Source organism: Variovorax sp. J2L1-78 (assembly GCF_030317205.1).
GTDB classification, from domain to species: domain Bacteria; phylum Pseudomonadota; class Gammaproteobacteria; order Burkholderiales; family Burkholderiaceae_C; genus Variovorax; species Variovorax arabinosiphilus.
Map to the genome: position 1 here is coordinate 37881 of NZ_JASZYB010000003.1, position 16140 is coordinate 54020.

16 protein-coding genes are annotated in these 16140 nt (G+C 68.2%); 10 read left to right on the forward strand and 6 right to left on the reverse strand.

The genetic code is table 11. The annotated features are described in order from the left end of the window. From QTH86_RS18660 to QTH86_RS18670, 3 genes are all read right to left on the reverse strand, one after another. A complete protein-coding gene (locus QTH86_RS18660) occupies nt 1-459 on the reverse strand; it encodes a carboxymuconolactone decarboxylase family protein (protein WP_286647726.1) in 459 nt (152 codons plus the stop codon). 66 nt (nt 460-525) lie between these two features. Next, entirely contained in the window at nt 526-1416 is an 891-nt protein-coding gene (locus QTH86_RS18665) for an RNA polymerase sigma-70 factor (protein WP_286647727.1), read from the reverse strand. Nucleotides 1417-1465: 49 nt separating this feature from the next. After that, the gene (locus tag QTH86_RS18670; protein ID WP_286647728.1) at nt 1466-2323 is read right to left on the reverse strand and encodes a ferritin family protein; all 858 of its coding nucleotides are present in this window, start codon (nt 2321-2323) and stop codon (nt 1466-1468) included. Between the two features lie 612 nt (nt 2324-2935). On the opposite strand from QTH86_RS18670, the gene yajC reads away from it, so the two are divergent. From yajC to QTH86_RS18690, 4 genes are all read left to right on the forward strand, one after another. Then, complete coding sequence (gene yajC, locus QTH86_RS18675; protein ID WP_286647729.1) at nt 2936-3268, forward strand: preprotein translocase subunit YajC; 333 nt, start codon at nt 2936-2938, stop codon at nt 3266-3268. Between the two features lie 41 nt (nt 3269-3309). Continuing rightward, nucleotides 3310-5193 carry a protein translocase subunit SecD gene (secD, locus tag QTH86_RS18680; RefSeq protein ID WP_286647730.1) on the forward strand — a complete coding sequence of 628 codons (1884 nt, stop codon included), beginning with the start codon at nt 3310-3312 and terminating at the stop codon, nt 5191-5193. Between the two features lie 12 nt (nt 5194-5205). Beyond that, entirely contained in the window at nt 5206-6159 is a 954-nt protein-coding gene (secF, locus tag QTH86_RS18685) for a protein translocase subunit SecF (RefSeq protein ID WP_286647731.1), read from the forward strand. 135 nt (nt 6160-6294) lie between these two features. After that, nucleotides 6295-8655 (forward strand): DUF1631 family protein, encoded by a 2361-nt coding sequence (locus QTH86_RS18690; protein WP_286647732.1) that lies wholly within the window; start codon nt 6295-6297, stop codon nt 8653-8655. A 27-nt stretch (nt 8656-8682) separates the two neighbouring features. Here the strand turns inward: QTH86_RS18690 and QTH86_RS18695 are convergent, their stop codons facing one another. The 3 genes from QTH86_RS18695 to QTH86_RS18705 form a co-directional block, all read right to left on the reverse strand. Next, nucleotides 8683-9198, reverse strand: coding sequence for a Smg family protein (locus tag QTH86_RS18695; RefSeq protein WP_286647733.1), 516 nt, complete (start codon nt 9196-9198; stop codon nt 8683-8685). A 79-nt stretch (nt 9199-9277) separates the two neighbouring features. Next, nucleotides 9278-10426 (reverse strand): DNA-processing protein DprA, encoded by a 1149-nt coding sequence (gene dprA / locus QTH86_RS18700; RefSeq protein ID WP_286647734.1) that lies wholly within the window; start codon nt 10424-10426, stop codon nt 9278-9280. 24 nt (nt 10427-10450) lie between these two features. Beyond that, nucleotides 10451-11656 carry a LysM peptidoglycan-binding domain-containing protein gene (locus tag QTH86_RS18705; RefSeq protein ID WP_286647735.1) on the reverse strand — a complete coding sequence of 402 codons (1206 nt, stop codon included), beginning with the start codon at nt 11654-11656 and terminating at the stop codon, nt 10451-10453. A gap of 162 nt (nt 11657-11818) precedes the next feature. Here QTH86_RS18705 and def point away from each other — a divergent pair, with 162 nt between their 5' ends. From def to QTH86_RS18735, 6 genes are all read left to right on the forward strand, one after another. Beyond that, nucleotides 11819-12340 (forward strand): peptide deformylase, encoded by a 522-nt coding sequence (gene def / locus QTH86_RS18710; RefSeq protein WP_286647736.1) that lies wholly within the window; start codon nt 11819-11821, stop codon nt 12338-12340. After that, the gene (locus tag QTH86_RS18715) at nt 12337-12825 is read left to right on the forward strand and encodes a hypothetical protein (protein ID WP_286647737.1); all 489 of its coding nucleotides are present in this window, start codon (nt 12337-12339) and stop codon (nt 12823-12825) included. Before def ends, QTH86_RS18715 begins: the two co-directional genes overlap by 4 nt. A gap of 13 nt (nt 12826-12838) precedes the next feature. Next, on the forward strand, nt 12839-13789 hold the full coding sequence (fmt, locus tag QTH86_RS18720; protein WP_286648400.1) for a methionyl-tRNA formyltransferase: 951 nt from the start codon (nt 12839-12841) through the stop codon (nt 13787-13789). Next, the gene (locus QTH86_RS18725) at nt 13789-14526 is read left to right on the forward strand and encodes an AzlC family ABC transporter permease (protein WP_286647738.1); all 738 of its coding nucleotides are present in this window, start codon (nt 13789-13791) and stop codon (nt 14524-14526) included. Before fmt ends, QTH86_RS18725 begins: the two co-directional genes overlap by 1 nt. Further along, a complete protein-coding gene (locus QTH86_RS18730; protein WP_286647739.1) occupies nt 14523-14861 on the forward strand; it encodes an AzlD domain-containing protein in 339 nt (112 codons plus the stop codon). Before QTH86_RS18725 ends, QTH86_RS18730 begins: the two co-directional genes overlap by 4 nt. A gap of 69 nt (nt 14862-14930) precedes the next feature. Further along, a complete protein-coding gene (locus tag QTH86_RS18735) occupies nt 14931-16124 on the forward strand; it encodes a phosphoglycerate kinase (protein ID WP_286647740.1) in 1194 nt (397 codons plus the stop codon). Nucleotides 16125-16140 lie beyond the last annotated feature (16 nt).

Sequence of the window (16140 nt, forward strand, 5' to 3'; positions counted from 1 at the left end):
TTATTCGATCGGCTTGTCGGCCACGGGCAGGTGCATACCGACGCCCAGCCGGTTCCACGCATTGATCTGCGCGATCAGTACCGTCAGGTCGACGATCTCCTGGTCGCTGAAGACGGCCTGTAATTGCGCGAAGTCGGCATCGCGATCGCCATGGTCCTCGACCAGGCGCGTGATGCTCTCGGCCCAGTTCAGCGCGGCGCGCTCGCGGGCGTCGTAGAAGCCGACTTCGCGCCAGGTGGCGATGCTGTTGATGTGCTGCCAGGGCGCACCGGCCTTGCGCAGGTCGCGCACGTGCATGTCGAGGCAGAAGGCGCAGCCGTTGAGCTGCGAGACGCGGGTCTGGACGATCTCGTACAGGCGCTGGCCGAGGGTATGGGTGGCGATGGCGCCGTTGACGCCGAGCATGGCCTGGTAGGCCTTGGGCGCGATCTTGAACCAGGGGAGGCGGGGGCTGTTCATGGTGGTTTCCTTTGCTTGAAAAGTGATGACACCCTCAAGACGCGCCAGCCCTCCGGTTTGTGACGCTCAGCGTGAAAATTCTGCGGCGATGCGGGCCAGCTTGTCCGGATTGCGCTGGGCATGGATGCGCACGATGCGCTCGCCGTCCCATTCGATGCCCTGCACCGATTCCAGCACGCCGTCGACCCAGCGCAGCAGGCCGGGGACGCCGTTCACGTCGACCACCTCGATGCGCACCGCGCCGGGAAAGCGCCGCGCCACGGCGAAATAGATCTGCGCCACGCGCTGGCCACCGACGACCGGCTGGCCGAAGGACGGCACCTTGCCGCCGCCGTCGCCGATGATCGCGACGTCTTCCGTCAGCAGCGCCTTGAGCGCATGCAGGTCGCCCCGCTGCGCCGCGTCCGCAAAGCCCCGGAGCAATCGCAGATGGATATCGCGCGGCACCGCCTGTTTCGGGCGATCGTCCTCGCGCACCTGCGTCTTCGCGCGGTGCACCAGCTGGCGGCAGGCCGCCTGGGATTTGCCCAGCGTCTGCGCGATCTCGTCGTAGTCCACCTCGAAGACCTCGCGCAGCAGGAAGGCGGCTCGCGCCTCCGGCGCCAGTCGCTCCAGCACCGTGAGGAAAGCCATCGAGAGGTCCTCGGCGCGGCCCAGCAACTGTTCGGGCGTGGCCGGGCCCTCCGGGTCGTCATTCACGAACGGCTCCGGCAGCCAGGTGCCGACGTAGTGCGTGCGCTGCGCCTGGGCGGCGCGCAGCCGGTCGATGGCGATGCGGGTGGTCACGGTGACGAGCCAGGCCTCGGCGCTCTCGAGCGCGTCGTGCGCCGCCTCGTTCCAGCGCAGCCAGGCGTCCTGCACCACGTCCTCGGCCTCCGCCACGGAGCCCAGCATGCGGTAGGCGATGCCCTTCAGCCGAGGGCGGTGGCGGTCGAAGGCGAGGGTGGCGGCGTCCATGCGGCGATGATGGCACCGCCCGCCCACGGCGCCATCCGGAGGGTCGCCCTCAGGCGCCTTGGTACTCTGGCTTCGGGCCGAGCGCGGCGGCCAGTTCCTTGCGGTACTTGTTGAGTTCCTGCACGCTCTTGAAGCTGCGGTTCATCAGCAGGCTCAGGTTGTGCAGGATGCGCTCGCCGACCTTGGTCTCCCACACGGCGTCGAACTTGATCTGGTTGTCGAGCCAGTGCTCGAGCCAGTCCGGGTCGGGCATGCGGCTCTGGATGGTGTCGTTCGGGAACAGGGCCTTGCTGACGTGCAGGTTGGTCGGGTGCAGCGCCTGGGCTGTGCGGCGCGCGCTGGCCATCAGCACGCCGACCTTGGTGAAGGCGGCGCGGGCCTCGTCGCCGAACTTCTCCATGGCGCGCTTCATGTAGCGCAGGTAGGCGCCGCCGTGGCGGGCCTCGTCCTGGCTCAGCGTGGTGTAGATGTGCTTGATCACCGGCTCCGTGTGCCACTCGGCGGCCCGGCGGTACCAGTGGTTCAGGCGGATCTCGCCGCAGAAATGCAGCATCAGCGTTTCCAGCGGCGGCGCCGGGTCGAAGTCGAAGCGGATGTCGTGCAGTTCCTGCTCGGTCGGTGCGTGCTGTGGGCTGAAGCGCTTGAGGTATTCCATCAGCACCAGCGAATGCTTCTGCTCCTCGAAGAACCAGATCGACATGAAGGCGGAGAAATCGCTGTCGTGCCGGTTGTCGCGCAGGAACATCTCGGTGGCCGGCAGCGCCGCCCATTCCGTGATGGCGTTCATCTTGATGGTTTGGGCCTGTTCGTCCGACAGCTTGGTGCCGTCGAACGACTGCCAGGGAATGTCCTTGTCCATGTCCCAGCGGACGGACTCGAGCTGTCTGAAGAGTTCTGGATAGAGCATGGTCGTCCTTCGTGAGCCGGCGCATTCTAGTGTCGCGATGTGACTGCGCGAACCGGCTTCAAAAACACGAGCCTAAGCGCCCCAGCAAGGGGCCGCGTCATCCACCCTGGGCCTCGCAGGGTCGGACGGCACGCCGCGTCGCGAAGCAATTGGTCACAAAACCCCGGCGCGACATGGGGAACCCGGTTCCTCGGCTGGCGCTCATACCGGCTCGTGCTCTTCAGGAGTCCACTGTTTTCATGTTGCGAGGTCTTCGTGGCGCTGTCATGGTGCCGCGTTGAAATCCCGGAGCGATTCTCCTCCTCCTCCCTCCTCCCTCCTTCGCCCGGGGCGCCTCGCAACATTTTTGTCTACCCGACGCGCCCGTTCTGGGCGCGTTCCCGCGATCCCACGCTGCACCTGTTCCTGCCCTTTGGCAGGGCAGCGTGCCGTGGCGCCTCCGGAATGCCCCGAGGCGTTCCGCGGGGAAGGTCCCGATGCGCTGCGGCCTGCCGAATACAATGCTCGGTGCTGCGCGCAGCTCCCTGCTGCGCGCCGTGGTCGCCCATCGCGGCCACGTAGGCGCGAACTCCGTCCGCGCTCTTTCTACTCTCTCTTCTGCTGGAGACTCTCTTGTTCATTTCCTCTGCTTTCGCCCAGACCGCACCGGCCGCTGCCGCGGGCGGCGACATGTTGTCCTCGCTGGGCAGCATGCTGCCGCTGGTGCTCATGTTCGTGGTGCTGTACTTCGTCATGATCCGTCCGCAGATGAAGCGCCAGAAGGAAGCACGCGCCATGATCGAAGCACTGGCCAAGGGCGACGAAGTGGCCACGGCCGGCGGCCTGCTGGGCAAGATCACCTCGCTGGGTGACCAGTACCTCGGCCTGGAGATCGCCGGCGGCGTGGAAGTCAAGATCCAGCGTACCGCCGTGGTCCAGGTGCTGCCCAAGGGCGCCATCAAGTAAGTTGTGTCAGTCCATGCGGCACTGCCGCACAAAGCGCGATCATGAACCGTTACCCGGTGTGGAAGTACGCGATCATCGTGATCGTGCTGCTGGTGGGGCTCGTCTATGCCCTGCCCAATTTCTTCGGCGAGGCCCCTGCGGTGCAGGTGTCGGCGGCCAAGGCGACCGTGAAGGTCGACGCGGGCACGCAGGCCCGCGTGCAGGAAGCGCTCAAGGCCGGCGGCCTGACGCCCGACATGCTGACCCTGGACGCCACCTCGGTGCGCGCCCGCTTCGTCACCACCGACGACCAGCTCAAGGCGCGTGACGTCCTGCAGCGCGCGTTCGTGCCCGACGCCAGCGACCCGCCCTACGTGGTGGCGCTCAACCTGGTGTCGCGTTCGCCGACCTGGCTGACGGCGCTGCACGCCTTCCCGATGTACCTGGGCCTGGACTTGCGCGGTGGGGTCGACTTCCTGCTGCAGGTCGACATGAAGGGCGCGATCGACAAGCGGGCCGAGTCCTTCGCCGGCGACCTGCGCACCAGCCTGCGCGACAAGAACATCCGCGGCAGCGCGGTGAGCCGCAACGGCCAGACCATCGAGGTCCGGTTCCGCGACGCGGCCAGCCTCCAGGCGGCCAAGCAGCTGGTGCAGGACCAGTTCGCGGACCTTTCCACCGTCGACAGCCAGGAAGGCAGCGACTGGAAGCTGACCGCCTCGATCAAGCCCGAGGCGGCCCGCCGTCTGCAGGACGCGGCGCTCAAGCAGAACATCACCACGCTGCACAACCGGATCAACGAACTCGGCGTGGCCGAGCCGGTGATCCAGCAGCAGGGCATCGACCGCATCGTCGTGCAGCTGCCCGGCGTGCAGGACACGGCCAAGGCCAAGGACATCCTGGGCCGCACCGCCACGCTCGAGATGCGCCTGGTCGACGAATCGACCGAAGGCCGCGCGGCGGAGCTGGGCAACGGACCGGTGCCGTTCGGCTCGGAACGCTTTCTCGACCGCGAAGGGCGAGCCATCATCGTCAAGAAGCAGGTGCTGGTCACCGGCGAGAACCTGACCGACGCGCAGCCCGGCTTCGACTCGCAGACCCAGCAACCGAAGGTCGACCTGACGATGGACGCGAAGGGCGGCCGCATCATGCGCGACGTCAGCCGCGACAACTATCGCAAGCGCATGGCCATGCTGATCTTCGAGAAGGGCAAGGGCGAGGTGCTCACGGCCCCGTCGATCAACGGCGAGCTGGGCAACCGCTTCCAGATTTCCGGCTCGATGAGCGTGGTGGAAGCCAACGACCTGGCGCTGCTGCTGCGTGCCGGCTCGCTGGCCGCGCCGATGGAGATCATCCAGGAACGCACCATCGGTCCGAGCCTGGGGGCCGACAACATCAACAAGGGCTTCAAGAGCGTGATGTACGGCTTCATCGCCATCATGGTCTTCATGTGCGCCTACTACGCGCTGTTCGGCGTGTTCTCGTCGATCGCGCTGGCCGTCAACCTGCTGCTGCTGGTCGCCATCTTGTCGATGCTGCAGGCCACGCTCACGCTGCCTGGCATCGCGGCCATGGCGCTGGCCATCGGCGTGGCGATCGACTCCAACGTGCTGATCAACGAGCGCGTGCGCGAAGAGCTGCGCAACGGCGCCTCGCCGCAGGCGGCCATCCATGCCGGCTACGACCGCGCCTGGGGCACCATCCTCGACTCCAATGTGACGACGCTGATCGCCGGCGTGGCGTTGCTGGCCTTCGGCTCGGGCCCGGTGCGCGGCTTCGCGGTGGTGCACTGCATCGGCATCGTGACCTCGATGTTCTCGGCCGTGTTCTTCTCGCGCGGCCTGGTGAACCTCTGGTACGGCGGCAAGAAGAAGCTCAAGACCGTGTCGATCGGCACGGTGTGGCGGCCCAAGACCGACGGCACGGCCGTGGTCGAAGCGAAATAAGGGGCGCAGGCCATGGAATTCTTCCGCATCCACAAGACCATCCCGTTCATGCGCCATGCCAAGGTGCTGAACATCATCTCCTTCGTGACCTTCGCGCTGGCGGTGTTCTTCCTGGCCCATCGCGGGCTGCACCTGTCGGTGGAGTTCACCGGCGGCACGGTGATGGAGGTCGCCTACCAGCAGTCGGTCGATGTCGGCAAGGTCCGCGAGACGGTCGGCAAGCTCGGCTACCCGGACGTGCAGGTCCAGAACTACGGCACCTCGCGCGACGTGCAGATCCGCCTGCCGGTCCAGAAGGGCCAGACCTCGGCGCAGCAGAGCGCGCAGGTGATGGACGCGCTCAAGGCGGTCGACCCGACCGCCGTGCTGCGCGGCAACGAGTTCGTGGGCCCGCAGGTCGGCGAGGAGCTCACCACCAACGGCATCAAGGCGCTGGCCATGGTGGTGATCGGCATCATGATCTACCTGGCCTTCCGCTTCGAGTGGAAGTTCGCGCTGTCCACCGTGCTGGCCAACCTGCACGACGTGGTGATCATCCTGGGCTTCTTCGCCTTCTTCCAGTGGGAGTTCTCGCTGGCGGTGCTGGCCGCGGTGCTGGCGGTGCTGGGCTACTCCGTGAACGAATCGGTCGTGATCTTCGACCGGATCCGCGAGAACTTCCGGCGCTACCGCAAGATGAGCACGGTCGAGACGATCGACAACGCGATCACCTCGACCATCAGCCGGACCATCATCACCCACGGCTCCACGCAGCTGGTGGTGCTCTCGATGTTCTTCTTCGGCGGGCCGACGCTCCACTACTTCGCCCTGGCGTTGACCATCGGCATCTGCTTCGGCATCTATTCGTCGTGCTTCGTCGCCGCGGCGATCGCCATGTGGCTGGGCGTCAAGCGCGAAGACCTGATCAAGGCGCCGCCCAAGCGCGACGGCGACCCGGACGACCCGAACGCCGGCGCCACTGTTTGATCGACCGCGTCGTGGTCAAATCGGCCATCCCCATACGCCGTTCGGGTAGCCGAGCATGGTGCGCACTTGTGCAGCGCGTCAGACCCGGGCAAGCTCGCAGGGTCCGATGACGTTTACTTGCAATCCTGACTTTTCATGAGCACTGCGCGGCCTCACGCCATCTCCCTGCAAATCGCGCGCGAAACGCGCGAGCGCTTCGTCTCCGCCACCGTCGCGGCGATCGAGCCCACCGAGCAGGCGATCCGTGAGCGGCTCACGGCGGCCGCCAACGCCATGGGCAGCGCCCGCGACATGCAGAACTGGCGCGACGATTTCCTGGCGTTCCAGGGCCAGGGTGCGCATTGGGTGACGGCGTCGCAGGTCGCCTGGCGCAAGACGCTGGGCGTGGCGGTCGCCAGCGGCAACGCCAACTCGCTCCGGCTGGAGCTGATGGGCGACGACGTCGTCGAAACCACCATCCTGTCGTCCCGGCTGGCGCAGGCCATCCAGGGCAAGGCGAATTTCGAGATCAACGACCTGCGCCTGCGCGTGCAGTACCTGGAAGACGGCGTCGAGCTCGACAGCAAGGACGTGCTGCGGCCCGAGGCCCTGGCCAAGGTGCTGGTCGAGCAGTGGCTGGCGGTCGGCCTGACGCGGGTGCTCTGGATCCGGGTGCAGGACGTGATCGAGCGCCAGATCGTCGAGGCCGCGGCCGAGGCCTACAAGGCGGCCAACACCTACCTGATCGACAAGGGCGTCATGCCCGAGATCGACCTCAAGAGTTTCGTCAAGCGCACCGGCGGGGCCGGCTCGGGGGCCATGCCGCTCGGTGGCGGCAATGGCGGCGGCTTTCACAGTGGCCAGGTGGCCACCGGGACGCAGCACTTCACGCCGGGCACGGGTGGGGCCGGCATGACGGGGGCCTTGCAGGGACGACCGTTGGGCGGGAGCGCGGCGGGCGGCAACGGGCCGGGCGCCACCGGCGGCACGCCCTTGCTGATGGCCCGCCAGCGCGCCCAGGGCGTGCTGATGAACCTCAAGCGCTTCGTCACCGCTCGCATCGGCGGCGACTTCTCGCAGCAGCGCGGGCCCGCCGGCCAAGGCGCCATGGCCGGCGGCGGTGGCGTGCTGGTGCCGCAGGCCTTCGCCGCCGCCATCGCCGACGCAGGTGCCGCCTACCAGGCCGCGTCGTCCCAGTACGTGGTGGGCAACGATGCCACCGCCTTGCAGCACAGTGCGGCCGACCTGCGCCGCCGCAGCAGCGAGCTCAAGCGCCGTGCGCCGACCACGGCCGACAAGGCGACGGTCGAGATCGTGGCGCTGATGTTCCAGGCCATTCTGGCCGAGGAGCGCATTCCTTTTTCGGCGCGCGTCTGGTTCGCGCGCCTGCAGATGCCGGTCTTGCGGGTGGCGATCGCCGAGCCCGAGTTCTTCGGCACGCTGCAGCACCCGGCGCGCATGCTGATCGACCGCATGGGCTCGGTCGTGATGGGCTTCGACGCCGCCGCCATCTCGGGCAGTGCGCTCGAGGGCGAGATCCGCCGTGTGGTGCAGGTCATCGAGCAGTACCCGGAAACCGGCCAGCGCGTCTTCAAGCTGGTGTTCGACGAATTCGTCGCCTTCCTGAACAAGTACCTGACCCAGAGCGATACCACGCAGCGCGTGATGAGCGTGGCGCAGCAGGTCGAGCAGAAGGAGACGATGGCGATCCAGTACACCATCGAGTTGCGCAAGATGCTCAACGACATGCCGGTGCGCGACGAGATCCGCGAATTCCTGTTCAAGGTGTGGGCCGAGGTGCTGGCCATTGCCGCGCTCAAGTACGGCGCGCAGGACGACCAGACCGTCACGCTCAAGCGCGCCGCGTCCGAGCTGGTGTGGGCCGCCAGCGCCAAGCCCAACCGGAACGATCGCACCCGCGTCATCCAGGACCTGCCCAAGCTGCTGCAGCGCCTGCGCGCCGGCATGGCGCTGCTCGGCATCGTCGGTGATCCGCAGGAGGCGCACATCAAGACGATCGGCGCCACGCTGTCGGACGCCTTCATGTCCAAGACCGAGGCGATCCCCCAGGCCAAGATCGAGGCCATGGCCGTGCGTCTGGCCAACCTCGAGGACTTCGTCAGCGACGAGGGCACCGGCGACCTGCCGCTCGACGCCGCCAGCATCGAACTGCTGCTGGGCGTCGACGCCGCCTCCATCGAGGTGGTGCCGGACACCGGCGTCAAGGTCGAGGAAGACATGCTGGCGTGGGCCCACGAACTGCAGGTCGGCAACTGGTTCATGCTCGACCACAACAACCGGGCGAGCCAGGTCCAGTTCGTTTGGCGCAGCACGCGCAAGCAGCTGCACCTGTTCGCCTCGGCCGACGGCCGCAGCTTCCTGATCCAGGCCGGTCGCCTGGCGTCCTACCTGCAGGCGGGTCTCCTGGTGCCGGCGGAAGAAGAGACGCTCACGGTGCGCGCCACGCGCGAGGCGCTGGCCAAGCTCGACGCCAACCCCGAGCGCTTGCTGGATTGACGGCACTGGCGGCCGGAGCGCCGGCGTTCAGTGGGCGATGCGGCCTTCGCGCCCGTCGCACAGTTCGTCGAGCACCAGCGCGTCGGGCTCGATGCCGCTGCTCCAGTGGACCATCAGCAGGATGATCTTGAGTTCGTCGAGCGCCATCGGCTGCTCGGACGTCGCCATGGCGCGTTCGATCACGATCTCGCGCAGTGCACCCGACAGCACGCCCGCTGCCTCGAGGAAATGGATGAAGCCCAGGCATTCGGCGCCAAGGTGGTCCTGCTCGGCGGCGGAATAGATGCGCATCGCGTCGGGCGAGGGGGCGCGCACGCTGTCGGCGGAGGCGCGACGCCCGATCGTCACCTCGGACGCATCGATGCCGCGCTCCAGGGGCAGGCCCTGCATTGCGGCGCTGAGGTCGTCGAGCCATTGCAGCGCGGCGCGGATCTCGTCGGCCTCGAAGCCGTGCGCGCTGAGCTTGCGGCTCAGTTGCTCGGGTTCGGGACACGCGTCGCCGCGCCAGTAGTTTTCGTAAACGAACACGAGCACTTCAAACATGGGTTCAATATAGCCCAGCGGCGGCGCTGCGCCCGTGCTGTTGCGCGGATGCTGCGCGTCCGGAGCCGCCGACCGTGCGTCAGCCGCGTGCCTGGCGCTGAAAGAGCCCGCCGGGCAGCCGTGCCACATGGTCGGCCAGCTCGAGTTCGAGCAGCAGCGCCTGCAGCCGCGCGGTGGTTTCGCCGGTGCGCGCCACCAGGTCGTCGAGGCCGACCGGGTCGAAGCCCAGCGAGGCCAGCAAGGCGACGGCCTCGGGTGGCACGGTGAGGTGGTGGTGCGCCGTGCTCGCGGTCGATGTCACAGCGGCTTCGTCCGTCGGCAGTTCCTCCAGCACGTCGTGCACCGACTCGACCAGCTTGGCGCCCTGGCGGATCAGTGCATGGCAGCCGCGCGACTGCGGCGAGTGGATCGAGCCCGGGATGGCGAAGACCTCGCGACCCTGCTCGGCCGCCATGCGGGCCGTGATGAGCGAGCCGGAAGCCAGCGCGGCCTCGACCACCAGCGTACCGCGGGTCAGGCCCGAAATGATGCGGTTGCGCCGCGGAAAGTTCTGGTTCAGCGGCGGCGTGCCGAGCGCGAACTCGCTGACGATCAGTCCCTGCGCCGTGATGCGGTGCGCCAGGGCGCGGTGGCGCGCCGGGTACACGCGGTCGAGGCCGGTTCCCACCACCGCCACGGTGGCCAGTCGGCCCGGCGCAGCGGCGGCACCATCGAGCGCGCCCTGGTGCGCCGCGCCGTCGATGCCCAGCGCGAGGCCCGACACGATCGGAAGACCGGCCTCGACAAAGGCGCGTGCGAAGGCCTTGGCATTCGCCTCGCCCTGCGGCGTCGGGTTGCGGCTGCCGACGATGGCCAGGCTCCGGCCCAGTTGGGTGAGGTCGAAGTCCACCGCGCCGAGCAGATAGAGCATCACCGGCGGGTCAGCTGTCTCGAGCAGCGACGTGGGATAAGCAGCGTCGCCCAGCGTCACCAGGCGCCGCACCACACCGTCGGGCTCGGCCTCCTGCAGCCAGCGCAGCGTCAGGCCGATCTGGGCGGCCAGCCCTTCGGGCGCCTGCCGCAGCGCGGTGGTCTGGGCGGGTGTGACGATCTCGCGCAGGGCCGCGGCCGGCTGCCGGAAGATGTTCTCCGGCAGGCCGAAGGCGGCCAGCAGCCGGCGTGCCGCGGTGTCGCCGATGCCGGGTGTCAGCGTGAGCCGAAGCCAGTCGGCAAGTTCGTCGCGGTCCACGCGGACGGGCGGTGAAGCGTCAGTTCAGGGGTTGACGAGCAAGTCGCCGACCTTCGGCGTGTCGCTGATCTCGAGCACCAGCGCGTACGACACCCGGTCGAAGGGGCGGAACACCATCAGCAGGCCGATGCGTTCGTTGGGCAGCTTGAGCGTTTCCTTGGCGCCGCCGGTCTTGTCGACGATGGTTTCGCCATTCTTCAGAATGGCCAGCACGTGGCCGTTCTCGATGCCGTCGCGCAGGCCCTTGTTGATGGCCACCACTTGGTTCTGCGCCGCGAACTGCACCGCGTTGCCGTAGACCGAGACGATGCGGCCGTCGAAGGTGGCTGTCGGCGCGTGGGGCGTGTAGCTCAGCAACTGGCGGGCCGGCTCGGGCAGCAGGCGGTCGCCGGCGCGCATTTCCTCGCGGGCTGCCACGATGTCGATGGTCGCAGGCACGACGGTGGTCAGCTCCTTGCCGCCCTCCAGCGAGCGCTCGACGGTTTCGCCGCGCTGCAATTGCGCTTTGCCCAGGTACTGGGCCTCGTAGCCCAGGATCTCGCCGGTGCCCGGGTCCTGCAGCGGTGTGGCGTTGCGGAAGATGCGGAAAGTCTTGATCGGGCCGGCCGTCTCGACCAGGGGCGAATTCACCTCGCCGCGGGCGTAGGCGCGGTCGCCGCGCGCCAGCAGCACGCGGCCGTCGTTGCCCGCCACGATGCGGGGTGCGGCCAGGAGCGTGCCCTCGTCCACCACGATGGGCTCGCTGAGGAAGGGTTCGATCAGGGACGGATTGAGCGTCGGCAGCGCCATGCCCGAGAGGGACTCGTAGCGGGTGCGGGGCGACAGCCGGATCGTCTGGTCGCCGCCCGTGCCGCCGCGGCGCGTGCTGAGGCGGGCCCGGCCACCGGTCTTGTCCAGGTACAGCACCTGGCCGGGGTAGATGCGGTGCGGGTTGCTGATTTCGGCGAGGTTCATGCCCCACAGTTCCGGCCAGCGCCACGGGCTGCGCAGGTACAGGCGCGAGATGGCCCAGAGCGTGTCGCCGGACTTGATGGTGTATTCGTCCGGGGCGTTCGGCGCAAGTTCGCTGACGGGGATGCCGGCCTGGGCGGTCTGCTGCGCGGTGGCGCGCTGCTGCGGCGTGACGGGATAGTTCTGCGCCAGCGCCTGGTTGCCGAAGCCGATCGCGGCGAGCGTCGCCAGCGTTGTGAGGACGGCCGGCCGCCGGCGAAGGATGCGGAGTTTGTTCATGGTTGGTTCGATGGTCACGCAGTCGCCACGCCGGGCGTACGAATCCTCACAATTTGCAACGAATTTTGCGCTGAAGCCCTTGAATGGGCAACGCTTATCGCGTTTGGCGGCGGCGGCACGGCTTGGAATTGGCGAAAATAGCCACAATTTCCTTCCCGTTTCATGGCCAAAAGAACCATCCTGAGCTTCCCCGATCCGCGCCTGCACACCGTGGCCAAGCCCGTGCAGGGCGTGGATGCGCGCATCAAGGCGCTGGTCGCCGACATGCTCGAAACCATGTACGACGCCAAGGGCATCGGCCTGGCGGCGACGCAGATCGACGTCCACGAGCGGCTGGTCGTCATCGACGTTTCCGAAGAGCGCGACGAACCGATCGTCCTGATCAACCCGGAAATCGTGTGGGCCAGCGACGAGAAGGTGCTCAACGAAGAGGGCTGCCTGTCGGTGCCCGGCATCTACGATGGCGTGGAGCGCGCCACCGCCGTCCGCGTGACGGCGCTCGATGCCGACGGCAATCCGCAGACGATCGAGGCCGACGGCCTGCTGGCGGTCTGCATCCAGCACGAACTCGACCACCTGCTGGGGAAAGTGTTCGTCGAGTACCTGTCGCCGCTCAAGCGCAACCGCATCAAGAGCAAGTTGCTCAAGCAACAGCGCGAAGAGCTGCGGGACGCCGGGCGGTGATCGGTCTTCGCGCGCTGTCGCTCGCACTGACCGGCGTGTTGCTGGCGGGGTGCATCAGCGAGCCGACCCGCCTGCCGCTGGGAACGATGCGTGCCGATGCCCTGCAGCGCCTGGGCACGCCAACCGCCGTGTACCCGCTCGCCGACGGTGAACGCCTGCAGTATTCGCGCGCACCGATGGGTACCGAGGTGAACAATGTCGACCTCGATGCCGGCGGTCGCGTCGTTTCGATCCGCCAGGAACTCGACCCGTCGCTCTTCGACCGCACCATCCGCCCCGGCGTGTGGCGCGAAGCCGACGTGCTGCGCACCTATGGCCGACCGTTCGAGATCACCCGCGTGTCGTCCTTCGACGGCGTGATCTGGACCTGGCGCTTCAAGGCCCTCAACGAGCCCCGCCTTCTCCATATCTACATCGACCCGACCGGGCTGGTGGCGCGCTATCACACGGCCGACGACCTGATGCGCGACGACTTCCGCTGGTGAGGCCTTCTTGACCCTGAAGATCGGATTTGCGGGCACGCCCGAGTTCGCCCGCGTCGCCCTCGAGGCGCTGCACGCCGGCGGCTTCGACATCGCGCTGGTGCTGAGCCAGCCCGACCGCCCGGCCGGCCGCGGCATGAAGCTGCAGGCCTCGCCGGTCAAGCAGTTCGCGCTGCAGCACGGCTGGCCGGTCGCGCAGCCGCGCAGCCTGCGGCTCGACGGCAAGTACCCGGACGAGGCGCAGGCCGCGCACGGCACGCTGCAGGCCGCCGCGCTCGACGTGCTGGTCGTCGCGGCCTATGGCCTCATCCTGCCGCAATGGGTGCTCGACATGCCGCGCCTGGGCTGCCTCAACATCCATGCGAGCCTGCTGCCACGTTGGCGCGGCGCCGCGCCGATCCACCGTGCCATCGAGGCGGGCGACGCCGAGACGGGGGTGACCATCATGCAGATGGACGCCGGCCTGGACACCGGCGCCATGCTGTTGCGCGAGTCGCTCGCCATCGGCGACGACAGCACGGCGCAGCTGCACGATCGGCTGGCTGCCATGGGCGGGCGCCTGATCGTCGATGCGCTGCACCAGGCCGCCGCCGGCACGCTGCAGCCGGTGCCGCAGCCGGCCGAGGGCGTGACCTACGCGCACAAGATCGAGAAGCACGAGGCGGCGGTCGACTGGACGCAGGATGCCCAGACGATCGCCCGCCGCGTCCGCGCCTTCGACCCCTTCCCCGGCGCCAGCAGCACCCTCGATGGTGCCGCGGTCAAGTTCTGGGCGGCCCAGGCGCGCGCCGCCACGGTGGCCGAAGCGCCGGGCACGGTGCTGGCCGTCTCGCCGGCCGGCATCGAGGTGGCCGCGCGTGATTCCATCGTGAGCTTCACCGAACTGCAACGCCCCGGCGGCAAGCGCCTGCCGGTGGCCGACTTCCTGCACGGCTTCGACGTGAAGGCCGGCCAGGTGTTCGGCTGATGTTCCTGAGCGCCGACATCCGCCGCCGCCCCACCTTCCGGGAGGGCGTCGCTCAGATGGCGCCCATGGCGGTGGGCATCGGCGCCTGGGGCCTGATGACCGGCGTGGCGATGGTCAAGTCGGGCATGAGCGTGATCGAGGCGCTGGCCATGACCTTCCTGGTCTACGCCGGCAGTTCGCAGCTGGCGGCCATCCCGCTGCTGGTGGCCGGCGCGCCGGCCTGGGTCATCCTGGCCACGGGCTTCTGCGTCAATCTGCGCTTCGTGGTGTTCAGTCTGCACCTGCGGCCCTACCTCATGCACATGCCGCGCTGGCGCCGGCTGGTGCACGGTTACCTGACCGCCGACCTGAGCTACGCGACCTTCACCACGCGCTACCCGTCGCCACCGACCCACCGTGACGAGGAGCGCGCCCAGGAGGCCTACCTGACCGGCGGCTACTTCATCACCTGGAGTGCCTGGATGGGCATGAGCACCGTCGGCATCGCGCTGGCCAACCTGATCCCGCAGGCCTGGGGGCTGGGCTTCGCCGGCGTGCTGAGCCTGGTGGGCATCCTGTGCTCGATGGCCACCACGCGCCTGCGCGTCCTGTCGGCGCTGATCGCCGGCGCGACGGCGGTGGCGGCCTATGCGCTGCCGCTCAAGCTCAACATCGTGACCGGCATCGGCGTGGCCGTGCTGCTGTGCTTCTGGCTGGAAAAGCAGTTCGTGCGCGATCCGGCGGAGGCGGATGAATGAGCGGACAGACCGACCTTTGGAGCCTCGCGGTCATCGTCGGCCTGGCCGCCGTGACCGTGCTGACGCGTTGCTTCTTCTTCATCCTCGACCGGCCCTGGGGCCTGCCGGAGTGGGCGCACCGCGCGCTGCATTACGCGCCGGTCGCGGCGCTGGCGGCGGTCATCGTGCCGGAAATCGTGATGACGCAAGGCCATCTCGTGTCGACTTGGCAGGACGCGCGCATCTTCGGCGCCCTGGCGGGCGCGGCCTACTATTTCTGGCGGCGCGGCGTCCTGGGCACGATGCTGGTGGGCATGGCGGTGTATCTGCCGCTGCACCTCGGCCTCGGCTGGTAACGGGCGGGAAGCGCAAAACTACAATAGTTAAAGCTTTCTTATTCCTTTCATCTTCATCCCACCCCTCCCATGAACGTCATCCGCTTCACCGATCTCTGTGCGCAAGGCAAGGTTGCCGGCCAGCGTGTCTTCATCCGTGCCGACCTCAACGTGCCGCAGGACGACGCGGGCCGCATCACCGAAGACACGCGCGTGCGCGCCTCGGTGCCCTGCATCCAGGCTGCGCTCGACGCCGGTGCGGCGGTGATGGTCACGTCGCACCTCGGCCGCCCGACCGAGGGCGCCTTCAAGCCCGGGGATTCGCTCGCGCCGGTGGCCGAACGCCTGGCCGAGCTGCTCGGCCGCCCGGTGCCGCTGGTGGCGAACTGGGTCGACGGCGTCGACGTGGCGCCGGGCCAGGTCGTGCTGCTGGAGAACTGCCGCGTCAACAAGGGCGAGAAGAAGAACGACGAGACGCTCGCCAGGAAGATGGCCGCGCTCTGCGACATCTACGTGAACGACGCCTTCGGCACCGCGCACCGCGCCGAAGCCACCACCTACGGCATCGCGCAATTCGCCAGAATCGCTTCGGCCGGCCCGCTGCTGGCGGCCGAAATCGACGCCATCACCAAGGCGCTGGCCCACCCCGCGCGGCCGCTGGTGGCGATCGTCGCCGGCTCCAAGGTCAGCACCAAGCTCACCATCCTCAAGGCGCTGGCCGAGAAGGTCGACCAGCTCATCGTCGGCGGCGGCATCGCCAACACCTTCATGCTGGCCTCGGGCCTGTCGATCGGCAAGTCGCTGGCCGAGCCCGACCTGCTCGACCAGGCCAAGGCGGTGATCGAGGCGATGCGTGCCCGCGGCGCCGACGTGCCGATCCCGGTCGACGTGGTCACGGCCAAGACCTTCGCGGCGGATGCCGTGGCCACCGTCAAGGCGGCCGATGCCGTCGACGCAGACGACCTCATCCTGGACATCGGCCCCAAGACCGCCGAGATGCTGGCCGCGCAATTGCGCGAAGCCGGCACCATCGTGTGGAACGGCCCGGTCGGCGTGTTCGAGTTCGAGGCCTTCTCGCACGGCACCGAAGCCATCGCCCGCGCCATCGCCGAGAGCAAGGCCTTCTCGATCGCCGGCGGCGGCGACACGCTGGCCGCCATCGCCAAGTACGGCATCGAGAAGGATGTCGGCTACATCTCGACCGGTGGCGGGGCCTTCCTGGAAATCCTGGAAGGCAAGACGCTGCCGGCGTTCGAAATTTTGAGCAAGCGCGCGGCCGGCTGAACCTCCCCCTGGCGCC

What these genes read in the sequence shown, in the direction of transcription:
- QTH86_RS18660 (WP_286647726.1), bottom strand. Translation starts at nt 459, where the DNA reads ATGAACAGCCCCCGCCTCCCCTGGTTCAAGATCGCGCCCAAGGCCTAC.
- QTH86_RS18665 (WP_286647727.1), bottom strand. Translation starts at nt 1,416, where the DNA reads ATGGACGCCGCCACCCTCGCCTTCGACCGCCACCGCCCTCGGCTGAAG.
- QTH86_RS18670 (WP_286647728.1), bottom strand. Translation starts at nt 2,323, where the DNA reads ATGCTCTATCCAGAACTCTTCAGACAGCTCGAGTCCGTCCGCTGGGAC.
- secD (WP_286647730.1), top strand. Translation starts at nt 3,310, where the DNA reads ATGAACCGTTACCCGGTGTGGAAGTACGCGATCATCGTGATCGTGCTG.
- secF (WP_286647731.1), top strand. Translation starts at nt 5,206, where the DNA reads ATGGAATTCTTCCGCATCCACAAGACCATCCCGTTCATGCGCCATGCC.
- QTH86_RS18690 (WP_286647732.1), top strand. Translation starts at nt 6,295, where the DNA reads ATGAGCACTGCGCGGCCTCACGCCATCTCCCTGCAAATCGCGCGCGAA.
- QTH86_RS18695 (WP_286647733.1), bottom strand. Translation starts at nt 9,198, where the DNA reads ATGTTTGAAGTGCTCGTGTTCGTTTACGAAAACTACTGGCGCGGCGAC.
- QTH86_RS18705 (WP_286647735.1), bottom strand. Translation starts at nt 11,656, where the DNA reads ATGAACAAACTCCGCATCCTTCGCCGGCGGCCGGCCGTCCTCACAACG.
- def (WP_286647736.1), top strand. Translation starts at nt 11,819, where the DNA reads ATGGCCAAAAGAACCATCCTGAGCTTCCCCGATCCGCGCCTGCACACC.
- QTH86_RS18725 (WP_286647738.1), top strand. Translation starts at nt 13,789, where the DNA reads ATGTTCCTGAGCGCCGACATCCGCCGCCGCCCCACCTTCCGGGAGGGC.
- QTH86_RS18730 (WP_286647739.1), top strand. Translation starts at nt 14,523, where the DNA reads ATGAGCGGACAGACCGACCTTTGGAGCCTCGCGGTCATCGTCGGCCTG.
- QTH86_RS18735 (WP_286647740.1), top strand. Translation starts at nt 14,931, where the DNA reads ATGAACGTCATCCGCTTCACCGATCTCTGTGCGCAAGGCAAGGTTGCC.